Origin of the sequence: Megasphaera lornae (assembly GCF_000214495.1) — a bacterium.
Classification (GTDB): domain Bacteria; phylum Bacillota; class Negativicutes; order Veillonellales; family Megasphaeraceae; genus Megasphaera; species Megasphaera lornae.
In genome coordinates, this window is the sequence record NZ_AFIJ01000007.1 from 1 (window position 1) to 19197 (window position 19197).

A 19197-nucleotide genomic window follows, 5' to 3' on the forward strand; every position below is an offset into this window, starting at 1 on the left:
ACAAGATAGTTTTTTCATATTTCCATAAAACAGGCTATAAAATTTTTGATAAAAAGGATTTTGTTCGTTCTTCCTGCGGATGAGAAAAAATAGCTTCCGGCGTACCTTCTTCACAAATAACTCCCTCGTCAATAAATAACACCCGATCCGCGACTTCTCTGGCAAATCCCATTTCATGCGTAACGATGGCCATGGACATTCCTTCTTTTGCCAATTTTTTAATAACATCCAACACTTCCCGTACCATTTCCGGATCCAAGGCCGATGTCGGTTCATCAAAAAGCATAAATTTAGGTTTCATAGCTAACGCTCTGGCAATAGCCACGCGTTGTTGTTGTCCCCCGGAAAGGGTTTCAGGATAGGCGTCTTTTTTATCTACTAAGCCCACTTTCTCCAACAGCTGCAGAGCAAATGTTTCCGCTTCACTTTTGCTTTCTCGCCGAATTTTCATAGGCGCCAATGTAATATTACGCAATACGGTCATATGGGGAAATAAATTAAACCGCTGAAATACCATACCGACTTCCATACGCATTTTATTAATACTTTTAACATCACCGGCAATCATTCCGTCCACTGCGATCGTGCCGGCCGTCGGTTCTTCCAAATGATTAATACAACGTAAAATAGTACTTTTTCCGGAACCGGACGGACCGATAATAACAACGACTTCTTTATCATGAATCGTTAAATTAATATTTTTCAGTACTTCATGACGACCGAATTTTTTTGCAAGTCCTTTAATTTCTATCATCTGTTGCAAACCTCCGTTCCAAATAGCTGACCAACTGTGCAATGCTCAGCGTCATCACTAAATATATGGCGGCAACGGTCAACCAAATTTCAAACGAACCGTATGTTTTAGCGATAATCAATTGCCCGCGCCGGGTCAATTCTTCAAACCCGATGACAGAAACCAGAGACGTTTCTTTCGTCATGGAAATAAATTCATTCCCTAATGGAGGTATAACTTTGCGAAAGGCTTGCGGTAAAATAATATACCACATGGTTTGCATCCACGATAATCCCAAGGAACGGCCCGCTTCCATTTGTCCCCGATCAACAGCCTGAATACCGGCACGGAAAATTTCCGATACATACGCGCCGCTATTGATGGAGCATGCCGCAACGGCGGCAAGAAAAGGATTGATACGTTGTCCGATTAACATGGGCAAGGCAAAATAAATAAGAAAAATTTGTACTAACAACGGCGTTCCGCGCAATATATTAACGTAGCATACGGCAACGGCTTTTAAAATTTTCCACCCTGAAAGACGGCACACACTCACTACCAACCCCAAAATAAAACCGAGTCCTACAGAAATGGCCGTAATTTCAATAGTTACACCGGCCCCGGCTATTAATAGGGGTAAAGAATCCCAAATAAGTCCGAAATCAAATGATGACATTATGTTTACACTCCTCTATTCCCACACTGTAAACAACGTATTTGTTTACGTAACTAACATTATAGTTGTATTATTATGCGTTGTCAACTCATAAAAAGAAAAAAGGTCGAGAAACGATATTTCTCGCCTTTTCCATCATTTTCTCCGGCCAATTTTAACGACCTAAAATATGAACCAACGTATACAAATTATGATCCAAAGGATAACGAAAAGCTTGGGCCTCTTCATAGGGAGTAGCTACAACCTGCTGTTCCCAAAGCCCGATGACACAATTTTTTTTGTGTGCCGCCAAACTGTCTACCGCACATTGGGCAAATCGCCCGGCCATAACCGCATCATACGCCGAAGGAGAACCGCCTCGTTGTACATAGCCCAGTACCGTTAAATTCGTTTCTAATGAGGTGTGCGCTTTTATATAAGCGGCCACTTCATTCCCCGTCGACGCCCCTTCGGCAACAATAACAATGCTGCTCATTTTTTTCTGTTCATGAGAGCGGGATAATTGCGTGCATACATCTTCTAAATTCACCGCATATTCAGGAACTAAAACCACTTCCGCACCTGCCGCCATCCCCGCTTCCAAAGCAATAAATCCGGCAGACCGACCCATTACTTCAATAACGGCTACGCGCTCATGAGAAAATGCCGTATCGCGAATTTTATTAACAGAAGATAAAACGGTATTCACCGCCGTATCGAAGCCGATCGTATATTGCGTGCCCGCCATATCATTATCAATGGTACCGGGAATAACCATCGTAACGATTCCGTAAGCACTGAGTCCCTGTGCGCCCCGCATTGAACCGTCGCCGCCGATAACTACCAACGCCTCAATTCCTTGATTTTGTAAAAAAGCGGCCGCTTCTCTTCGTTTTTCTTCCTGATAAAATGCGGCACAGCGCGCCGTACGCAACATGGTACCGCCGCGATGAATGATTTCTCCTACATCGCGACGCCCCAACGGTATCATTTCCTGATGTAAAAGACCTTCATACCCACGTACTATACCATATACTTGCCACTGTTTCGCCAAGGCATACCGTGTAACCCCGCGAATCACGGCATTCATTCCCGGCGCATCGCCGCCACTGGTGAGAATTGCAATTTTTTTCGTCATCCTTGTCTCACTTCCCTTTTACTCCGTTGTGCAAAAATAATATTTTTTTTACGAACGGTTTTTATAATATTATCCACAATTTGAATGGCGCCCCCGCCGGTTGTATCAATGACACAATCACAATAGGGGTATATCGTTTCCCATTCTTTTAACATCTTTCGAACAAAATCATGTAAATTATCATAATCAACCGTAGGCCGTTTGCCGATATGCCGACTTACCCGTTCTTCTACCCGAAAAGGCTCGGTAAGCAACGCGGCAATAAAGCCGTATCGATGCAAAATACGATACGTTTCTACGCTCATAGGAAAATTTCCTCCGAACGAAATAACCGCCTCATGATACCGACTCACTTGTTGCAAAATATTTATTTCCCGCTCTCGAAACGCTTTTTCACCGGCTGAAAAATAAAAATCCGCAAGAGACTTCTCTTCCACACGCTCTATTCGCCGATCAGTATCCACAAACTGCCAATCCAACCGTTGTGCCAATTTTCGACCGATGTGACTTTTTCCGCTTCCCATCATGCCGACAAGCACAATATTTCGTTTCATTGTATCGAGCCTCCTTTCTTTACTACTGCCATCAGAAATTTTCTAAATTTTATTATAACAAAAAAACAGACGATGTATACAAAAAAACTCTTCTCTTTTATTTTTTATCTATAATAGTAATATAATTCCCTATTACCCACAAAAAAGCGGCCCCGTACGGCCGAAATGTACCGACCTGTTCGCAACGGGACCGCTTTTTATGTGATCGTCTTATCGTTTTTTCTTCATGCGTTGCCAATTATGATAATAGGCAACCGAAGAACTGATAATAAACACAACGGTGAAAAATATGGCCGCATGAAAAATCGGGGGAGTATACGAAATCCATGTTTTTCCCCAACAAAAAACCGCGCATGCCAAAATGAACGTTCTTCCCATACCTGTGCAGAGTTATCTCCGCTCCTCACCCCCTCTACCGTATCATACACAAAAGCGCCGCAGTTGTCGATAATATGACTTTTACCGACAAGTAAAAAAATGCTATAATATGTATATTCTATAGTAATAGCAGGTGATACTATGAAAAAACGTTCCCTTAAATTTTATTGGCAACTTTTTACATCCACATTCGGTATTAGTGCCTTTACCGTAGGCGGAGGCTTTGTTATTGTACCGCTATTAAAAGCCAAATATGTAGATGAATATGGCTGGATTTCAGAAAAAGAAGCCTTGGATATGGTGGCGATTGCCCAAACTATGCCCGGTGTCATAGCGGCAAATTCAACCATTCTTCTCGGTTATCGTATGGCCGGCATTGCCGGCGCCGCTACAGCCTTATGCGGAACCGTGTTGCCTTGTTTGATTACCTTAACTTTAATTTCTTACTGCTACTCTTACATTGTAACGAATCCCTATATAGACCTGATTCTTCGAGGCATGCAATGCGGCGCTACCGCAATTATCGGCAACGTCGCTTGGAATTTATTTTATGCACAATGGGAAAAAAAATTTCTGTTGCCGTTACTTATTATTATCGTCACGTGTATTGCCAATTTATTTTTTCATGTACCCATTATGGCTTTATTGGGAATTGATGCCTTAGTCGGCCTCTTTTTATTACGTGATCCTAAATATAATTAGGAGGAACTATGCTCTATCTTATTTTATATGGAGAATTTTTCCGCATCGGTCTATGTTGTGTAGGCGGCGGCTATGCAGCCATGCCGTTTATTCAGGAAGTAGTCGTCTATCAGCACCATTGGTTAACCTTACGTCAATTTGTCGATATATTCACGATTTCACAAATGACCCCCGGTCCTATCGGCATCAATGCGGCGACCTTTGTCGGTACTAAAATCTCCGGACTCGGAGGAGCGCTTGCCGCTACCTTAGGGTTTGTCAGCCCTTCCCTCCTGTTGGGCATACTGTTGGCCCGTTTGTTACAAAAATATGGCGCCTTTGACCCTATTCGCGGCATACTGAACGGGTTGCGACCGGCCGTTATTGCCCTCATCTTACTTGCGGGGTTGAGTTTTTTTTGCCTTACCCTATGGCAAAGCGACTCGCTGCCGACACATCTTTCTATGCCTCATATGGGACATCTATGTATTCTCTGTCTCTCCTGGATAGGCCTGCGCAAAAAAATGAACATTATTATCGTTTTATTGTTATCAGGGTTACTAGGGTTACTGACCGGGGTCCCCGCCTTATTTTCATAAGAAATGCCGCGTATTCTTTTTCCTTCTGTAAGTGTTGCATTTTATCTTGTATTATGATAAAATTTTTTCTAGTGTTCTTATAGTCTAGGGAGGTGAACCAATTGCCGCAAATTAAATCCAATATTAAAACCATGGAAAAAGATGCAGCTCGTCATGCAGCAAATTCCCAAGTAAAATCTTCTGTTCATACAGCTATTCGTCGTACGGAAGAAGCTATTACGGCAGGAGATATTGAAGCTGTAAAAGTTGCCTTCAATAAAGCCGGCAGTGTCATTGACAGTGCCGCACAGAAAGGTGTACTTCACAAAAACACGGCTGCTCGTAAAAAATCCCGCTTGGCTGCTAAAGTCAACGCTATGGCAAAATAATTGAATGCTGATAAGCCCCGCCGCTGACGGGGCTTGTTTTCGTTTATATATAATAAAGTAAGGAGCGTGTATGTACTTGCCACATGCTTTTCAATTCAAACATTTTTTCACTCTATTTTTTCCCCTTTTACTTACACAAGCGGCGCAAGTCGGAACGAGTACCTTCAGCAGTATTTTCAGCGGACAAGCCGGGACCTTGGATTTAGCCGGGGTAGCCGTAGCTGTAAATATTTGGTATCCCCTTTTCGCCGGTATAAGCGGATTATTTTTCGGGGTTTCTCCCATCATCGCCCAATTACGCGGCGCCAAAAAAACGGCCGACATTCCGCAATACATTATACACAGTATGTACATAGCCATATTTTTTACAGTATTGCTTCTCTTCATCGGCTATTTTTGTCTTACGCCCGTATTACGACTCATGGGTTTGGAACCGACTGTGTATTATATTGCAAAACATTACTTATTGGCGCTCGCGTTCGGTATTTTACCGATTTTTTTACAAGCTACCTTACGGTATATTGTAGATGCCCATGGTATGACGCGAGTTTCTATGGCAATTCTATTACTGAATTTAGGAGTTACATTGCTGCTATTTCGTCTTTTAATTTTCGGTGCCGGTCCGATTCCGGCGATGGGAGGCATCGGAACAGGATATGCCATTACGATCGGCGCCTGGATCTCCTTTTTGATTTTTGCAGTTCTTCTTCATTATCTGGAACCGTTTCGTTCCTATCAACTTTGGACTAAATTTCGCCCCTTTTGTCGCCACTATTGTCAACAAGAATTAAAAATAGGTATTCCCATTTTTATTGCAGTATTTTGTGAAGCCGGTCTTTTCAGTGCTGTAGGCTTACTGATGGCGGAGTTCGGAACCGTTTACTTAGCGGCCAATCAAGCGGCAATCAGTTATTCCACATTTTTATATACCTTCCCGTGGAGTGTCAGTCTGACAGCGACCATCGTCATCGGCTATGAAGTAGGTGCGAAAAATTATGAAGGAGCTCGTCAATATGCCCGCCTTTGCCAAATGACCGCCCTGGGAACTTCGGTTATTATCGCCTTTTTGACGCATACTTTTATGACGCCCATCGGGCGCTTATTCACGCAAGATCCTATTACGTTACAAGCCATTACGCATTTTCTTTTTTTTGCCGTGCTATTTACGATTGCCGACGCTGCCGGCACACCGGTACAGGGAATCTTACGCGGCTATAAGGATGTAACGTTTATTACTTATATTGCTTTTGTAACCTACTGGCTAATCAGTATTCCTATGGGATATGTCATCGCGCATTATACCTCTCTGGGCGCGTACGGCTATTGGCTCAGCTCCGTTATCAGTCTGAGCTTAAATGCGGCTGCACTTAATTTCCGTCTTTGGCACTATACGGCCTATCCCGACCATACATAATTTATACGAAAGAGGTGTTTTCATGCCCGCACAACAAGTTTTACGTGCTTATGCACAGGTATTATTACAAAAAGGAATTAATTTACAAAATAAGCAACTATTAGTACTCAGCGCGCCTGTAGAAGCGCATGAATTTGTAGCTATTATCGCGGCAGAAGCCTATAAAGCCGGAGCCTCTCAAGTCATTATGGATTGGCGCTGTGATCCGCTTACCCGTTTGCGTTATGAACAGGAAGAAGTATCCCGTTTTACAGAATTTCCGTCGTGGAAGCGAGATTTTTATTTACATTATTATCATAAAAAAGCGGCTTTTATAAACTTAATTTCTGCCAATCTTTCCCTTCTGCAAGGCATATCGTCCGAAAAAATAACAGCATGGCAACATGCCCGTCATAGCGCGTTACAAGAATATATCAGCGGCATGATGGCTTCTCAGGTTCCTTGGCTGATTGCCGCAGTTCCCGGAAAAGAATGGGCGCAATTACTATTTCCCGCTGCCGGTACAAAAGCGATAGAGTTATTATGGCAAAAAATCTTATCGGCAGCCCGTGCAAACGGCGAAAATCCTTTGGCGGATTGGGACAGACATTTATTACAATTAGAAAGAAGACGCCGTTGGCTGACAGCGCATCATTTTGTATCGCTACATTATAAAAATGCCCGCGGTACCGATTTACAAATCGGGTTACCCGAGCACCATATTTGGCAAGGAGGCCAAGAAGAAACTGCATATGGTCATTTTTTTAATGCCAATATTCCGACCGAAGAAGTGTATACGGCACCGCGTGCAGATCAAGTAAACGGTACGGTATATAATACGAAACCCTTAGTATACAACGGAAATATTATTGATCAGTTTTCGCTTACCTTTCAAGCCGGCAAAGTAGTCGCCGCCGATGCCGAAATCGGCAATGAACTCTTACAAACTATCTTACAAATGGATGAAAATGCTTGCCGCCTTGGTGAAGTTGCGTTAGTACCGTATCATTCTCCCATTTCCCTGAGTCATACGCTGTTTTATGAAACCCTGTTGGATGAAAACGCCTCTTGTCATTTAGCGCTGGGTGCCGCTTATCCTACTTGTATTCAAAACGGTTCCGCCATGACCAAAGAAGAATTACAACAGGCGCATATTAATGATTCTGTCATTCATGTTGATTTCATGATCGGTTCTGAAGATTTGCAAATCACCGGACGCACAGCCGACAATAAAGAAATTCCCATATTTACAAATGGTGATTGGAGCGCTTCGGACCCGCAATCCTAAATCACATAACACAGCAAAAATCCCTCCCGGCGGACTACTTGCCGGGAGGGATTTTTGTTTATTTTTTTATTCCTTACAACATCTCACAAGGCGCCGGACCGTTCATTTCTTCCAACGAATGCAAGCCGTACCGACTTTCGGCAATATGCCACGGCACATACAGAGAGGGCGATATGTGTACCGCTTGTTTAGATGCCAATAAGGGCAACACCTCGGTCAACGCGGTCGCTTTACCGTCCGCTTCCACTTTAACCGCCGGGGGCGTATCCATTGCTCCCCATCGTTCCCATTCTTCCTGCAATCGCTGACATTGTGACTGCCATACATTTACGCCTTCTCCGACCAACCTGCCGTCTAAACTCATAAATTCATACTGCCGACGATTTACTTCGCGCAGTACAAAAATCTCCGAATTCGCCGGTATATATGCACCGGCTGCCCGCTGATAAACATATAATATATTAATAAAAATATTTTTTACCGGTATACCGGGCATTTTATCTTTTTTTAATAACGCCATAACCGTATCCAAATCACCGGCATATAAAGGGTCTATTTCTTTACGTGCAATAAAATTACCGCACAGCCGAAAATCCCGACCTTCATATTGTACCAACAGTTTATCGGACCGTCTGCCCAACCGATACAATAAAATGCTTTGATTGTCCAATTCCACTTGTGCCCGTACACCGGCATTCATCAGCCGCGATAACGCGATTAATGACTCTTCTCGTGATTTATGTAAAATGCCCATACCGTTTTGTCCCCCCATTCCCCGCTCTTAACGTATAGCATTTTCATTGCTTACCGCTCTTTACGGTGCCCCTGTGTATCCAACCCTTTTTCCGCAATAAAATCGGAAAGCATATCGGCGGCGGTAGCCGTAATATTAATGCAATATTTACGATATTCAGGCGTGCCGAATTGCAGCCGATTCAAGCACCTGCAACAAGTGGCGCCGAAATGTTTTTTAAACCGATCATGAAATTCACCGGTATATTGATATACCTCCGGTAAAGGCTTTTCCGACGGATCAACTCGGCCCGCTAAGGCCCCCAAAATGAGACAAGCCCCGGAAAGCGCCCCGCATACACAGCCGGATCGACCTAACCCGCCCCCCATACCGGATACCATACGAATAGCCGCCTCCGGCAAATGTAAAGATAAGCTGTCATTACAAGTTTTTACAATAGATTCGACGCAATTATTGCCTTCTAAATGGTATTTTCTTGCCAATTCATACTCTTTTTTCATAGAAAACTCCTTTCACTCTTCCACTTCATTTATAGCACATTGTTTTTTACGTCGCTGTCCTAAAAAAACATAGACACTTACAATAACCAATGCCGAAACCAGCAACCGCATGACATGTTCTTCACCGGACAAGACATCATGCCCTACGACCACTTCCAAGGCTACAGAAGGAAATTTTCCCACTAAACAGGCCAGCATGTAATCTTTGTACGACAATTGACTTACCGCCCCCAAAGCCGTCACCAATCCGTTCGGCGAATACGGTACAATACGTGCCGCCAACATCGCACGGAACGTACTGTATTGCTCTAACTTAGTTAACATGCGACTTTTGTGAATAAGAATTTGCGCTTGCCGCCGCAAAAAGGTTCTCATCAACCAAAAACTTATAATGACCCCGATCGTTTCGGATACCCACGAAAGGAGGATCCCCCCTACGAGGCCAAACACAATGCCGTTGGCTGCGGAAATAAAAATAGACGGCAAAATACCTGTCATGGTAACAAAAACAGTGATGCCGGCACTTAGTACCGCTGCCCGCATCCCGAACGAACGCAAATAAGAAACCGTCCCCTCTATATCGCCCGTATAAGCGAACTGCCAGACGTGCGTATAAAACCCGGGCATCAGAAGCCGCACCATAACCCCCAGAGATACCAAGGCGCTGAGCAGTAAGAGTTTCATCTGTGATTCCGTAATATCCGGTTTAAAAATCATATATCACTCAACTTTCTTTATGTTTCGTCAATTCTTCCGCATGTGCCAACCGATCATGTTTTAATTTTGTCAAATACATAGAGCCGCCGATGATACATAAGCCGCCGGCAACGGTCATGAAAGTCATCATTTCATTGAACACGACAAAGCCCCAAAATGCATTGAAAAATACGGCAATATACGCCACAAAACTGACAATCACCGGATTGGCATACGCATACGCATCGGTCATCAAAATCTGTGCAATAACCGTAATAATTCCCAACATAATGTACAGGAACCATTCCCATTCATCAGGCATTTGAAAATGACCGCCCATAAGAATAATCCCCGACAGGCACGCACACACTAAGAAATAAAAAACAATTTCATATTGATGATGTTTACCCGAGCCGGTCAATTTACTGATCGTAGTATACGCCGCCGCCGCACAAATTGCTTGTATAAGAACAAATACGGAATAGACATTAAAAGAAGAAAAATTCCATGGACGTACTACCAAACAAGCCCCTACCACAATAATAATAAGCGGCAATACACTATTACGGGGCATCACTTCTTTTAAAAATACAGCCGCAAAAATCATTACAAAAAAAGCGGATAATTGCGACAAAATAGATACATCCGCCAAAGGCATACCGCCTAAGGCGATAAACAAACAAATCATTCCTGAACCGCCCATGACACCGCGAAATAACAGTGTCCCTCTATCTTCTTTAGAAAAATGAATACCTTGCGCTTTCATCAGCGCTAAAATAATGATAGAACTGAACAGTCCGCGAAAAAACGCAATTTCCCCGGTTCCCATAGTATACGACAGTTCTTTGACAATCATATTTTGTACACTGAAAGAAAGAGCCGAAAAAATCATACAAATAACGCCTTTATTCATTCTTGTCACTTCGATTCCGTTGCATTACGGCAAAATCCAACACGGTTTGTGTTAACTCTGCCGGTGTTACTGTTTCCTTAAAACGGCGCGGTCGTGTGACCAATTCGCCCAATGCCGGCGGCACGGAAATACCGGTGTTCGCCTGTATTTGTAACGCCATGGCAAAAGGATCTTCCTGTTCGTCCAGATGCAACGCCCGCCCTACGGTAAAAGGAAATTTGTAAGGATGTGCCGTTGCCATAATCACCGTATGCGCCTCTCCCAATTGACGACGAACTTTTTCATAAACCCCATAAGCAACCGCCGTATGCGGATCACATACATATCCGTACGTATGATAGACATAACGAAGCCAATATTCGGTTTCCTTATCATCTAGATACCCTGCCAACCAATTACGCTGCATTTTTTCCAGCAACGCGTTGGGCAACGTAAATTTATTTTGCTCCGTCAATTGTGTCTGCCAACGGCTGACCGCCTGCCGATCGCCGTCCGACAAATAATATAAAAACCGTTCCAAATTACCGGCTGTCAAAATATCCATAGAAGGACTGTTCGTTGTATAAAAAGCTCGGTTCCTGTCGTATGTACCGGTCATTAAAAAATCCGTCAATACATGATTCCGATTAGAGGCACAGACGAATTTTCCTATGGGAATTCCCATTTTTTGAGCTAAAAATGCGGCTAAAATATTTCCGAAATTTCCTGACGGAACCACCACATTAAAGGACTCGCCGCGTTCTATACAGCCTCGTTCCACCAACTGCCGATATGTCCATACATAGTATGCAATCTGCGGCAATAACCGCCCGATATTGATAGAATTGGCACTGGAAAAAATATACCCTTGCCGGTTTACTTTCTCCCGTATACCTGGATCCGTAAAAACTTCTTTCACAAAGGTCTGCGCTTGATCAAAATTTCCGACCAATCCCACTACCTTGACATTCTTTCCCGTTTGCGTTTGCATTTGCAACTCTTGCAAAGGACTGACTTTTCCGGCCGGATAAAACACGAGAATATCTACGCCTTCTACATCTTTAAACGCTTCTAAAGCCGCTTTCCCCGTATCGCCGCTGGTGGCGGTTAAAATCAATATATCCTCCGTCGATGCCGATGTCTGTTTTGCCGCCGACAATAAATACGGGAAAATGGATAATGCCAAATCTTTAAACGCCAAGGTTGCGCCGTGAAACAATTCGCTGATCGTAACCTTTGCCTCCGGTGAATAAAAAGGTACAATATCCGCATGATCGAAGCGATTTTCTCCATATGCTTTTTGTACCGCTTCTTGTAAAACAGGGCCGGTAAGATCGGAAAAAAAATAAGACAACACATGAAGCGCTACGTCCTGATAAGATAATCCCGGTTCATCCCAATCTTGCAATACATTTTCCGGAAACACCTCCGGTACATATAGGCCTCCATCCGCCGCCAACCCGCGTAATAATGCCTCCGCGGTCCTTACTGTCTCCTGTGAACGCGTACTTTTATACTGCATAAGAGATTCCTCCCCCTATAATATCCGATATCTATACTGTATTATACCATATTTACCGCACTTCAACTATCGTACTCCGACATACATAAAGGACGCCGCTGTCCGCTGCGGCGTCCTTTCGTATTAAATAACTTGAAAAAGATAAAATTTTAAATAATTCGTTTCCGGTACATTCCAAAGAATCGGATGATCCGGCGCCTGCTGCCGTTCTTCAATTTGCCGCAACTGTACGCCCGCATCTTTGGCCGCTTCCCGTAACATGCGACAAAACAATTCATTCGTCATAAAATGAGAGCACGAGCAAGTCGCTAAATACCCGCCACGCGGCAACACCCGCATGGCCTTCATATTAATTTCTTTATAGCCGCGTACGGCCCGTCCGACAGTTTTTCCCGATTTCGTAAACGCCGGCGGATCCAAAATAATAAAATCATACTTGTTACATTTTGCTGCCGCTAATTGGGTCAGTAACTCGAACACATTCGCTTGTTGTACCGTTACTACCGATGCCAAACCGTTGCGCCTGCTGTTTTCTTCGGCCATCGCTACCGCTTCCGCCGATACATCTATCGCCGTAACGGCAGCGGCACCGCCTTTGGCGGCATTTAATGCAAACGCACCGGTATGCGTAAAACAATCCAATACATGTTTTCCCGCAGCCAATCCGGCCACTGCGCGACGATTATATTTTTGATCTAAAAAAAATCCCGTTTTTTGACCATTTTCCACATCTACAGTATACGTAATGCCGTTTTCCGTAATTTCCGTCAAAGTACTGCCGGGCGTCGGTAAAAAATCGGCTGTATACCAACCTTTTGTCTGTACCAATCCATCCAATTCTCGTACTTTTACATCGTTTCGTTCAAAAATCCCGCGCACGACAATCCCCATGGCGGCCAAACTCCGGACAAGGGCGCGAAAAATAATGTCTTTTCGTTGTTCCATCCCGTAACATAACGTTTGACATACCAATACGTCCCCATATAAATCTACCGTTAATCCCGGCATTTCATCCGCATCGCCGAAAATCAAACGACAACACCGCAAATCATCACCCATAACGGTTTGTCTATACGACACGGCATATTGTACGCGACGTTGCCAAAATGCTTCGTCAAAACGGTCATTAGCGTTATGTGACAACAAACGCACCCGAATTTTTGAGATGTCATTGGCAAAGCCCGTACCTAAATAACGCTTTTTAGCGGAATACACATGAACCAGATCACCCGTTCGGTAGTCGCCCTCCACCTTTGTAACTTCTGCGCCGTATACCCACGGATGTCCTGTTTTCGCTGCCAATTCCCCTTTTCGATTAACATATACTGCCGCAAATTTTTCCATACCGCTCCTTTATAAAATATAGTGACTCAAATCCGTATTATCTACAACCGTTCCCAGTTTTTCGTCCACAAACTCTTTCGTAACGGGAATTGTCTTTTCCGTAATATCCGGTGCGGCAAAAGCAATATCTTCTAAAATTTTTTCCAACATAGTATGCAAACGCCGCGCACCGATATTTTCCGTTTCTAAATTCACGCGATAGGCATATTCCGCCAATGCTTCAATGCCTTCCGCCGTAAAATCCAAGTCCACGCCGTCCGTTTGCAACAAAGCTTTGTATTGTTTTACCAAGGATTGATTCGGTTCTGTCAAAATACGTTTAAAATCTTCCGCCGTCAACGATTGTAATTCTACACGAATCGGAAAACGTCCTTGTAATTCGGGAATCAAATCACTCGGCTTGGATACATGAAAAGCGCCGGCGGCAATAAAAAGAATATGATCCGTTTTCACCGCCCCGTATTTCGTATTTACCGTAGCGCCTTCCACAATCGGTAAAATATCGCGCTGTACCCCTTCACGCGAAACATCGGGAGAACCGCCGCTGCGACTTTTTTCCGCAATTTTGTCAAATTCGTCAATAAATACAATCCCTGCCTGTTCAGTGGCGGTAATAGCTTTTTCAATCACCACATCCATATCCAGACACTTTTCCAACTCTTCCTGCCGGAAAATATCCCGCGCTTTCGCTACGGTCATTTTCTTACGTTTTTTTCGTTTCGGCATAATACTTCCCAACATTTCTTGAAAATTGTTAGTCAGTTCTTCATTTGAACTTCCCATCAACACGCCTTGAACAGGACGTTCCTGCGGACTTACTTTCACTTCAATTTCTTTTTCATCCCACTGATGACTGCTGATTTTTTCCAGCATCGCCTGCCGCTTATCGGAACCGACAGAAACGACGGAATCCGTACAACTCGTACTTTCCTTATGGTCATCGTCGGCAGCATGTTCTTTTTTGGGCCAGAAGATTTGTAAAATACGTTTATTAGCCGCCTCTTCCGCTTGTTGTTGAAAACGCCGACTTTCTTGTTCTTGCACCATGCGAACGGCATTGGTAACTAAATCGCGAATAATCTGTTCCACATCCCGTCCCACATAGCCGACTTCCGTATATTTTGTCGCCTCGACTTTTATAAAAGGAGCTCCCACCAATTTGGCCAGCCGCCGGGCAATTTCAGTTTTTCCCACCCCGGTAGGCCCGATAAGTAAAATATTTTTCGGAATAATCTCATCTTGCATGTCCGCCGGCAAGTGTTTCCGACGCCACCGATTGCGCAACGCAATCGCTACGGATTTTTTGGCTTCCGCTTGCCCGACAATATATTTATTTAATTCCCTGACAATTTCTTTCGGTGTTAATTCTGCAGTTCCCATCATTATCCCTCTTTTTTAATTTCTTCTACAATAACATTATGATTCGTATAGACACAAATGTCGGCCGCTATATGCAATGCTTTTAAAGCAATATCTTGTGCCGATAAATCCGTGTTTTGCAATAGCGCCCGTCCGGCCGCCAACGCATAATTGCCGCCGGAACCGATGGCCGTCAAGCCGTCATCCGGTTCAATAACTTCCCCGTTTCCGGAAATAAGTAAAATTCGTTCCGCATCCGCCACTAATAATAAGGCCTCCAATTTATGTAAAATTTTGTCGGAACGCCAATCTTTCGCCAATTCCACAGCACTTCGCACTAAATTGCCGTTATGTTCGTTTAATTTGCCTTCAAACCGATCGAATAACGCAAACGCATCTGCTACTGAACCGGCAAATCCGCTAATAATTTTTCCATTATATAAACGACGCACTTTTCGCGCCGTCGCTTTCATAATTACGGCATTTCCCAACGTAACCTGTCCATCGCCGGCAATTGCCGTCTGTCCGTTTCGTTGTACCGCAACAATGGTAGTTGCATGAAAATCGGTAGCCATATATTCATTCATTTATATCTTCTCCTTCATTCGTTCCACTTCCGCCAACGCCCGGGTCGCCAGCAAGGCATTTTTTTCTTTCTTCTTCATTCGCTTGCGAACGTCTAACGAGGCCATAATGCCGAAATTAATATTCATCGGTTGAAAATGAGGATTCGGTCCGGTGGAAATATATTGGCTCAACCCCCCTATTGCCGTTTGTCGGGAAAACGTAATACACGCATTTCCCGCTGCGCAATGCGCCGCATTAATTCCTGCCAATAATCCCGTCGCCGCCGATTCCAAATATCCTTCCACGCCGGTTAATTGGCCGGCAAAGAAAAGCCGCGGTTCTTTTTTATATTGCAGCGTCGGCAACAACAGTTCCGGAGAATTAATGTACGAATTGCGGTGCATGACCCCATAGCGTACAAATTCCGCCTCTTCCAAACCGGGAATCATGGAAAATACGCGTTTCTGCTCGGAAAATTTTAAATGCGTTTGAAAACCGACAATATTATATAATGTGGCACTGCCGTTATCTTGTCGTAATTGCACGACGGCATACGGAACTTCCCCCGTGTCCGGGCGTGCCAAACCGACCGGTTTCATAGGGCCGAACCGCATCGTATCCACACCCCGTTGCGCCATTATTTCAATAGGCATACACCCCTCAAAAACTCCGTCATTTTTTTCAAAATCATGTAATGCCGCACATTCGGCAGTCGTTAAGGCTTGCCAAAATCGTTCATATTCCGCTTGCGTAAAGGGACAGTTTAAATAATCGGCACCGCCTTTGCCGTATCGTGCCGCGCGATATACTTTGGTCATATCCAGCGATTCGACCGTAACAATCGGTGCGGCCGCATCATGAAAATGAAAATAATCCTGTCCCGTAAGCGCTTGAATATACGCTGCCAGGTCGCCGCCGGTCAACGGTCCCGTGGCAATAATACAAAGCCCCTCCGGCGGCACTTGAGTCCTTTCTTCCGTCCGTATCGTAACTAACGGCTCCGCTTGTAATTTTTCCGTGATATACTTGCTGAATGAAATGCGATCCACAGCCAACGCTCCGCCGGCGGGAACACGTGTCGCATCGGCGGCTTCCATAATTAACGAGTGCAGCTGCCGCATTTCTTCTTTTAATAAGCCTACAGCATTTTCAATATTCGCCGCACGCAACGAATTACTGCACACCAATTCGGCAAATAAATCCGTATGATGTGCCGGCGATTGTTTATACGGCCGCATTTCCGCCAATTCCACCGGTACGCCGCGCCGACAAAGCTGCCAGGCCGCTTCCGCGCCGGCCAGTCCGGCGCCGATGACCGTTACCTTACGTTTCATTTACAACTTCACCCTTTTTATGATTTTCACATGTATCATTACTGCAAAACAGTTTATCCGGTCCCTTTTTATAATGCTTGATCACCATAATCTCACCGCAACGTGCACAGCGTTTATTGACCGGCTCATTCCAAAGCATAAATTCACATTCCGGATACTTACTGCACCCATAAAACACGCGTCCTCGTTTTGATTTTCGACGAATTAACGAACCTTGACCGCATTTCGGGCAAGGAATTCCCAAATCATCGACAATCGCTTTCGTATTTCGGCACTCCGGAAAATGGGAGCATGCCAAAAACTTGCCGAAGCGACCGAATTTAAACACCATAGGAGACCCGCAAAGCTCACATATTTGTCCCGACTCCTGCCCGGCAATGGTCACTTTTTCCATGGCCTCTTCCGCCTCTTCCATTTCCGGTTGAAAAACATTATAAAATCCTTGCAATACATTTTCGTATGAATCTTTTCCCTGCTCAATCCGATCCAATTCTTCTTCCATATGCGCCGTAAAACCGACATTAATAATTTGCGCAAAATATTTTTTTAATAAATCCACAATAATCCCGCCTAATTCAGTGGGAATAAATTGCTTATCTTTCTTTTCTACATAATTTCGTTTCTGTATAGTATCCATAATAGGCGCATACGTACTGGGGCGCCCGATGCCCTTTTCTTCCAACGTTTTAATCAGACTGGCTTCGGTATACCGTGCCGGCGGTTGCGTAAAATGCTGCGTCGGTTCCAATTTTTTATTATGCACCACCGTTTGCGGCAACGGCTCCGGCAATTCTTCGGATTTATCCTTTTGATTATCCTCATACAATTCAGTAAAGCCTTTAAATATCACCTTATATCCGGCCGCCCGCAATTCATACTTGCCGCAACCTAACAAAATAGCCATATGTTCCGTTTCAACAGCTTCCATTTGACTGGCTAAAAACCGATTCCAAATTAAAGTATATAACCGTAATTGGTCTCGTGTTAAAAACGGCGCCACTATTGCCGGCGTATATTCCAATGACGTCGGTCGAATCGCTTCATGGGCATCTTGACTGGATTGCTTTGATTTGTATATTCGCGCTTGTTTCGGCACATAGGCGGCACCGTACTCTTTTTCAATATAAGCGCGTGCCGCCCGAATCATATCCTCATTAATGCGAATAGAATCGGTACGCATATACGTAATCAGACCCACATGACCGTGTTCTCCCATTTCCAAGCCTTCATACAGCTGTTGCGCCAACATCATCGTTTTTTTCGCGCCGAAATTCAACTTGCCTACCCCTTCTTGTTCCAATGTGGACGTAGTGAACGGCGGCTGCGGCTGACGTCGACGACGCCGTTTTTCCGTTTTCTGAATACGATCCGGATCATGCGGCAAGTCTCCTCGTTGTTCCCAACGCAAATCGGCCAGAATTTGTTGTACCTGTGTTTCGTTCTTAATCTCCGCTTTTTTACCGTTAATTTTAAATAATTCCGTATGTAACGTAATACCGTCATCGGTTTGATAGGTACCGGCAATCGTCCAATACTCTTCCGGAACAAACGCCTTTATTTCTTCTTCCCGTTCACAAATAAGCCGTACCGCCACCGATTGTACGCGACCGGCACTAAGCCCTTTGCAAACTTTTTTCCATAGCAACGGACTCAATTTATAGCCTACAATTCTATCCAGTACACGCCGCGCCTGCTGCGCATCCACTTTCGGTAAATCAATGGAAGCCGGACGGGCAATCGCCGCTAATACCGCTTTTTTAGTAATTTCATGAAACATAATGCGACAAGGTGATTTCGGATCCATTTCCAATAAATGGGCTAAATGCCATGAAATCGCTTCTCCTTCCCTATCCGGGTCAGTCGCAAGAAATACATTTTTAGATTTTACATATTCTTTTTGCAATTCCTCTATCAATTTTCGTTTATCCCACATATTCGTATATGTAGGTGTAAATCCGTCCTCAATCTTCACGCCTAATTGATTTCGCGGTAAATCCCGTAAATGACCGCGACTGGCCAATACTTTATAATCTGCTCCCAAAAAACGTTCAATCGTCTTAGCTTTAGCCGGTGATTCGACAATAACCAGATTTTTTGCATTCTTCGGGGGTACAGCAGGCTTTTCCAATTTCGGTTTGGGACGCACATTAACCGTACCGTGAATAACGGTTTTTTCACCGTCTTTTTTCTTGCGCCCCTTCTTTTTTGTATCATCAATAATAATGGTTCGTTTTATCGGGAACTTCAGCATATTCGCCCTCCATATTTTCTCCTCATTCCACCCAAAATGCCTACCAATCTAATTTCTAATAATACACTATAATATCAACACTAGCAACTGTCTCTGTGCGAACGGAAAAAATTCCTGTACCGCCTTCCTTAGTGCCGACTGTTAAAGAAGAATCATTCTTGTCAAAATGAAAAAAGACACGTATACTGAAT

The 19197-nt window shown here is 44.1% G+C and carries 20 protein-coding genes; 5 read left to right on the forward strand and 15 right to left on the reverse strand.

The annotated features are described in order from the left end of the window. Positions 1-34 precede the first annotated feature (34 nt). From HMPREF1039_RS00715 to HMPREF1039_RS08090, 5 genes are all read right to left on the reverse strand, one after another. Positions 35-754 carry an amino acid ABC transporter ATP-binding protein gene (locus HMPREF1039_RS00715; RefSeq protein WP_007390521.1) on the reverse strand — a complete coding sequence of 240 codons (720 nt, stop codon included), beginning with the start codon at positions 752-754 and terminating at the stop codon, positions 35-37. Next, positions 741-1409 carry an amino acid ABC transporter permease gene (locus HMPREF1039_RS00720; protein ID WP_007390571.1) on the reverse strand — a complete coding sequence of 223 codons (669 nt, stop codon included), beginning with the start codon at positions 1407-1409 and terminating at the stop codon, positions 741-743. Before HMPREF1039_RS00720 ends, HMPREF1039_RS00715 begins: the two co-directional genes overlap by 14 nt. A gap of 154 nt (positions 1410-1563) precedes the next feature. Then, positions 1564-2526, reverse strand: a complete 963-nt coding sequence (locus HMPREF1039_RS00725; protein ID WP_007390518.1) for an ATP-dependent 6-phosphofructokinase — start codon at positions 2524-2526, stop codon at positions 1564-1566. Next, positions 2523-3080 carry a shikimate kinase gene (locus tag HMPREF1039_RS00730; protein WP_007390465.1) on the reverse strand — a complete coding sequence of 186 codons (558 nt, stop codon included), beginning with the start codon at positions 3078-3080 and terminating at the stop codon, positions 2523-2525. The genes HMPREF1039_RS00725 and HMPREF1039_RS00730 overlap by 4 nt, the downstream gene beginning before the upstream one ends. Positions 3081-3290: 210 nt before the next feature. Beyond that, complete coding sequence (locus HMPREF1039_RS08090) at positions 3291-3458, reverse strand: hypothetical protein (RefSeq protein WP_009369983.1); 168 nt, start codon at positions 3456-3458, stop codon at positions 3291-3293. A 141-nt stretch (positions 3459-3599) separates the two neighbouring features. On the opposite strand from HMPREF1039_RS08090, the gene HMPREF1039_RS00735 reads away from it, so the two are divergent. The 5 genes from HMPREF1039_RS00735 (at position 3600) to HMPREF1039_RS00755 (ending at position 7787) form a co-directional block, all read left to right on the forward strand. After that, positions 3600-4160: a chromate transporter gene (locus HMPREF1039_RS00735; RefSeq protein WP_007390575.1), complete on the forward strand. Its 561-nt coding sequence runs from the start codon at positions 3600-3602 to the stop codon at positions 4158-4160. Between the two features lie 8 nt (positions 4161-4168). Beyond that, positions 4169-4738 carry a chromate transporter gene (locus tag HMPREF1039_RS00740; protein ID WP_007390483.1) on the forward strand — a complete coding sequence of 190 codons (570 nt, stop codon included), beginning with the start codon at positions 4169-4171 and terminating at the stop codon, positions 4736-4738. A gap of 101 nt (positions 4739-4839) precedes the next feature. Then, the gene (rpsT, locus tag HMPREF1039_RS00745) at positions 4840-5106 is read left to right on the forward strand and encodes a 30S ribosomal protein S20 (protein WP_007390523.1); all 267 of its coding nucleotides are present in this window, start codon (positions 4840-4842) and stop codon (positions 5104-5106) included. Positions 5107-5176: 70 nt separating this feature from the next. After that, positions 5177-6520, forward strand: a complete 1344-nt coding sequence (locus HMPREF1039_RS00750) for an MATE family efflux transporter (RefSeq protein WP_007390498.1) — start codon at positions 5177-5179, stop codon at positions 6518-6520. 22 nt (positions 6521-6542) lie between these two features. Beyond that, positions 6543-7787, forward strand: coding sequence for an aminopeptidase (locus HMPREF1039_RS00755; protein WP_007390558.1), 1245 nt, complete (start codon positions 6543-6545; stop codon positions 7785-7787). 73 nt (positions 7788-7860) lie between these two features. Here the strand turns inward: HMPREF1039_RS00755 and HMPREF1039_RS00760 are convergent, their stop codons facing one another. From HMPREF1039_RS00760 to topA, 10 genes are all read right to left on the reverse strand, one after another. Further along, positions 7861-8559 carry a hypothetical protein gene (locus HMPREF1039_RS00760; protein ID WP_007390476.1) on the reverse strand — a complete coding sequence of 233 codons (699 nt, stop codon included), beginning with the start codon at positions 8557-8559 and terminating at the stop codon, positions 7861-7863. Between the two features lie 32 nt (positions 8560-8591). After that, positions 8592-9041, reverse strand: a complete 450-nt coding sequence (locus tag HMPREF1039_RS00765; protein ID WP_007390517.1) for a C-GCAxxG-C-C family (seleno)protein — start codon at positions 9039-9041, stop codon at positions 8592-8594. A gap of 12 nt (positions 9042-9053) precedes the next feature. Beyond that, the gene (locus HMPREF1039_RS00770; RefSeq protein ID WP_007390536.1) at positions 9054-9758 is read right to left on the reverse strand and encodes a TVP38/TMEM64 family protein; all 705 of its coding nucleotides are present in this window, start codon (positions 9756-9758) and stop codon (positions 9054-9056) included. A 7-nt stretch (positions 9759-9765) separates the two neighbouring features. Next, positions 9766-10629: a DMT family transporter gene (locus tag HMPREF1039_RS00775; protein ID WP_235720013.1), complete on the reverse strand. Its 864-nt coding sequence runs from the start codon at positions 10627-10629 to the stop codon at positions 9766-9768. A 13-nt stretch (positions 10630-10642) separates the two neighbouring features. Beyond that, positions 10643-12151 (reverse strand): threonine synthase, encoded by a 1509-nt coding sequence (thrC, locus tag HMPREF1039_RS00780; RefSeq protein WP_007390482.1) that lies wholly within the window; start codon positions 12149-12151, stop codon positions 10643-10645. A 123-nt stretch (positions 12152-12274) separates the two neighbouring features. Beyond that, positions 12275-13495, reverse strand: coding sequence for a class I SAM-dependent rRNA methyltransferase (locus HMPREF1039_RS00785; RefSeq protein ID WP_007390582.1), 1221 nt, complete (start codon positions 13493-13495; stop codon positions 12275-12277). A gap of 9 nt (positions 13496-13504) precedes the next feature. Then, positions 13505-14878 carry an ATP-dependent protease ATPase subunit HslU gene (hslU, locus tag HMPREF1039_RS00790; protein ID WP_007390556.1) on the reverse strand — a complete coding sequence of 458 codons (1374 nt, stop codon included), beginning with the start codon at positions 14876-14878 and terminating at the stop codon, positions 13505-13507. Continuing rightward, entirely contained in the window at positions 14878-15441 is a 564-nt protein-coding gene (gene hslV / locus HMPREF1039_RS00795; protein WP_007390568.1) for an ATP-dependent protease subunit HslV, read from the reverse strand. The genes hslU and hslV overlap by 1 nt, the downstream gene beginning before the upstream one ends. Next, a complete protein-coding gene (trmFO, locus tag HMPREF1039_RS00800; protein ID WP_007390541.1) occupies positions 15442-16755 on the reverse strand; it encodes a methylenetetrahydrofolate--tRNA-(uracil(54)-C(5))-methyltransferase (FADH(2)-oxidizing) TrmFO in 1314 nt (437 codons plus the stop codon). Then, the gene (topA, locus tag HMPREF1039_RS00805; protein WP_007390460.1) at positions 16745-19006 is read right to left on the reverse strand and encodes a type I DNA topoisomerase; all 2262 of its coding nucleotides are present in this window, start codon (positions 19004-19006) and stop codon (positions 16745-16747) included. The genes trmFO and topA overlap by 11 nt, the downstream gene beginning before the upstream one ends. Positions 19007-19197: the final 191 nt, after the last annotated feature.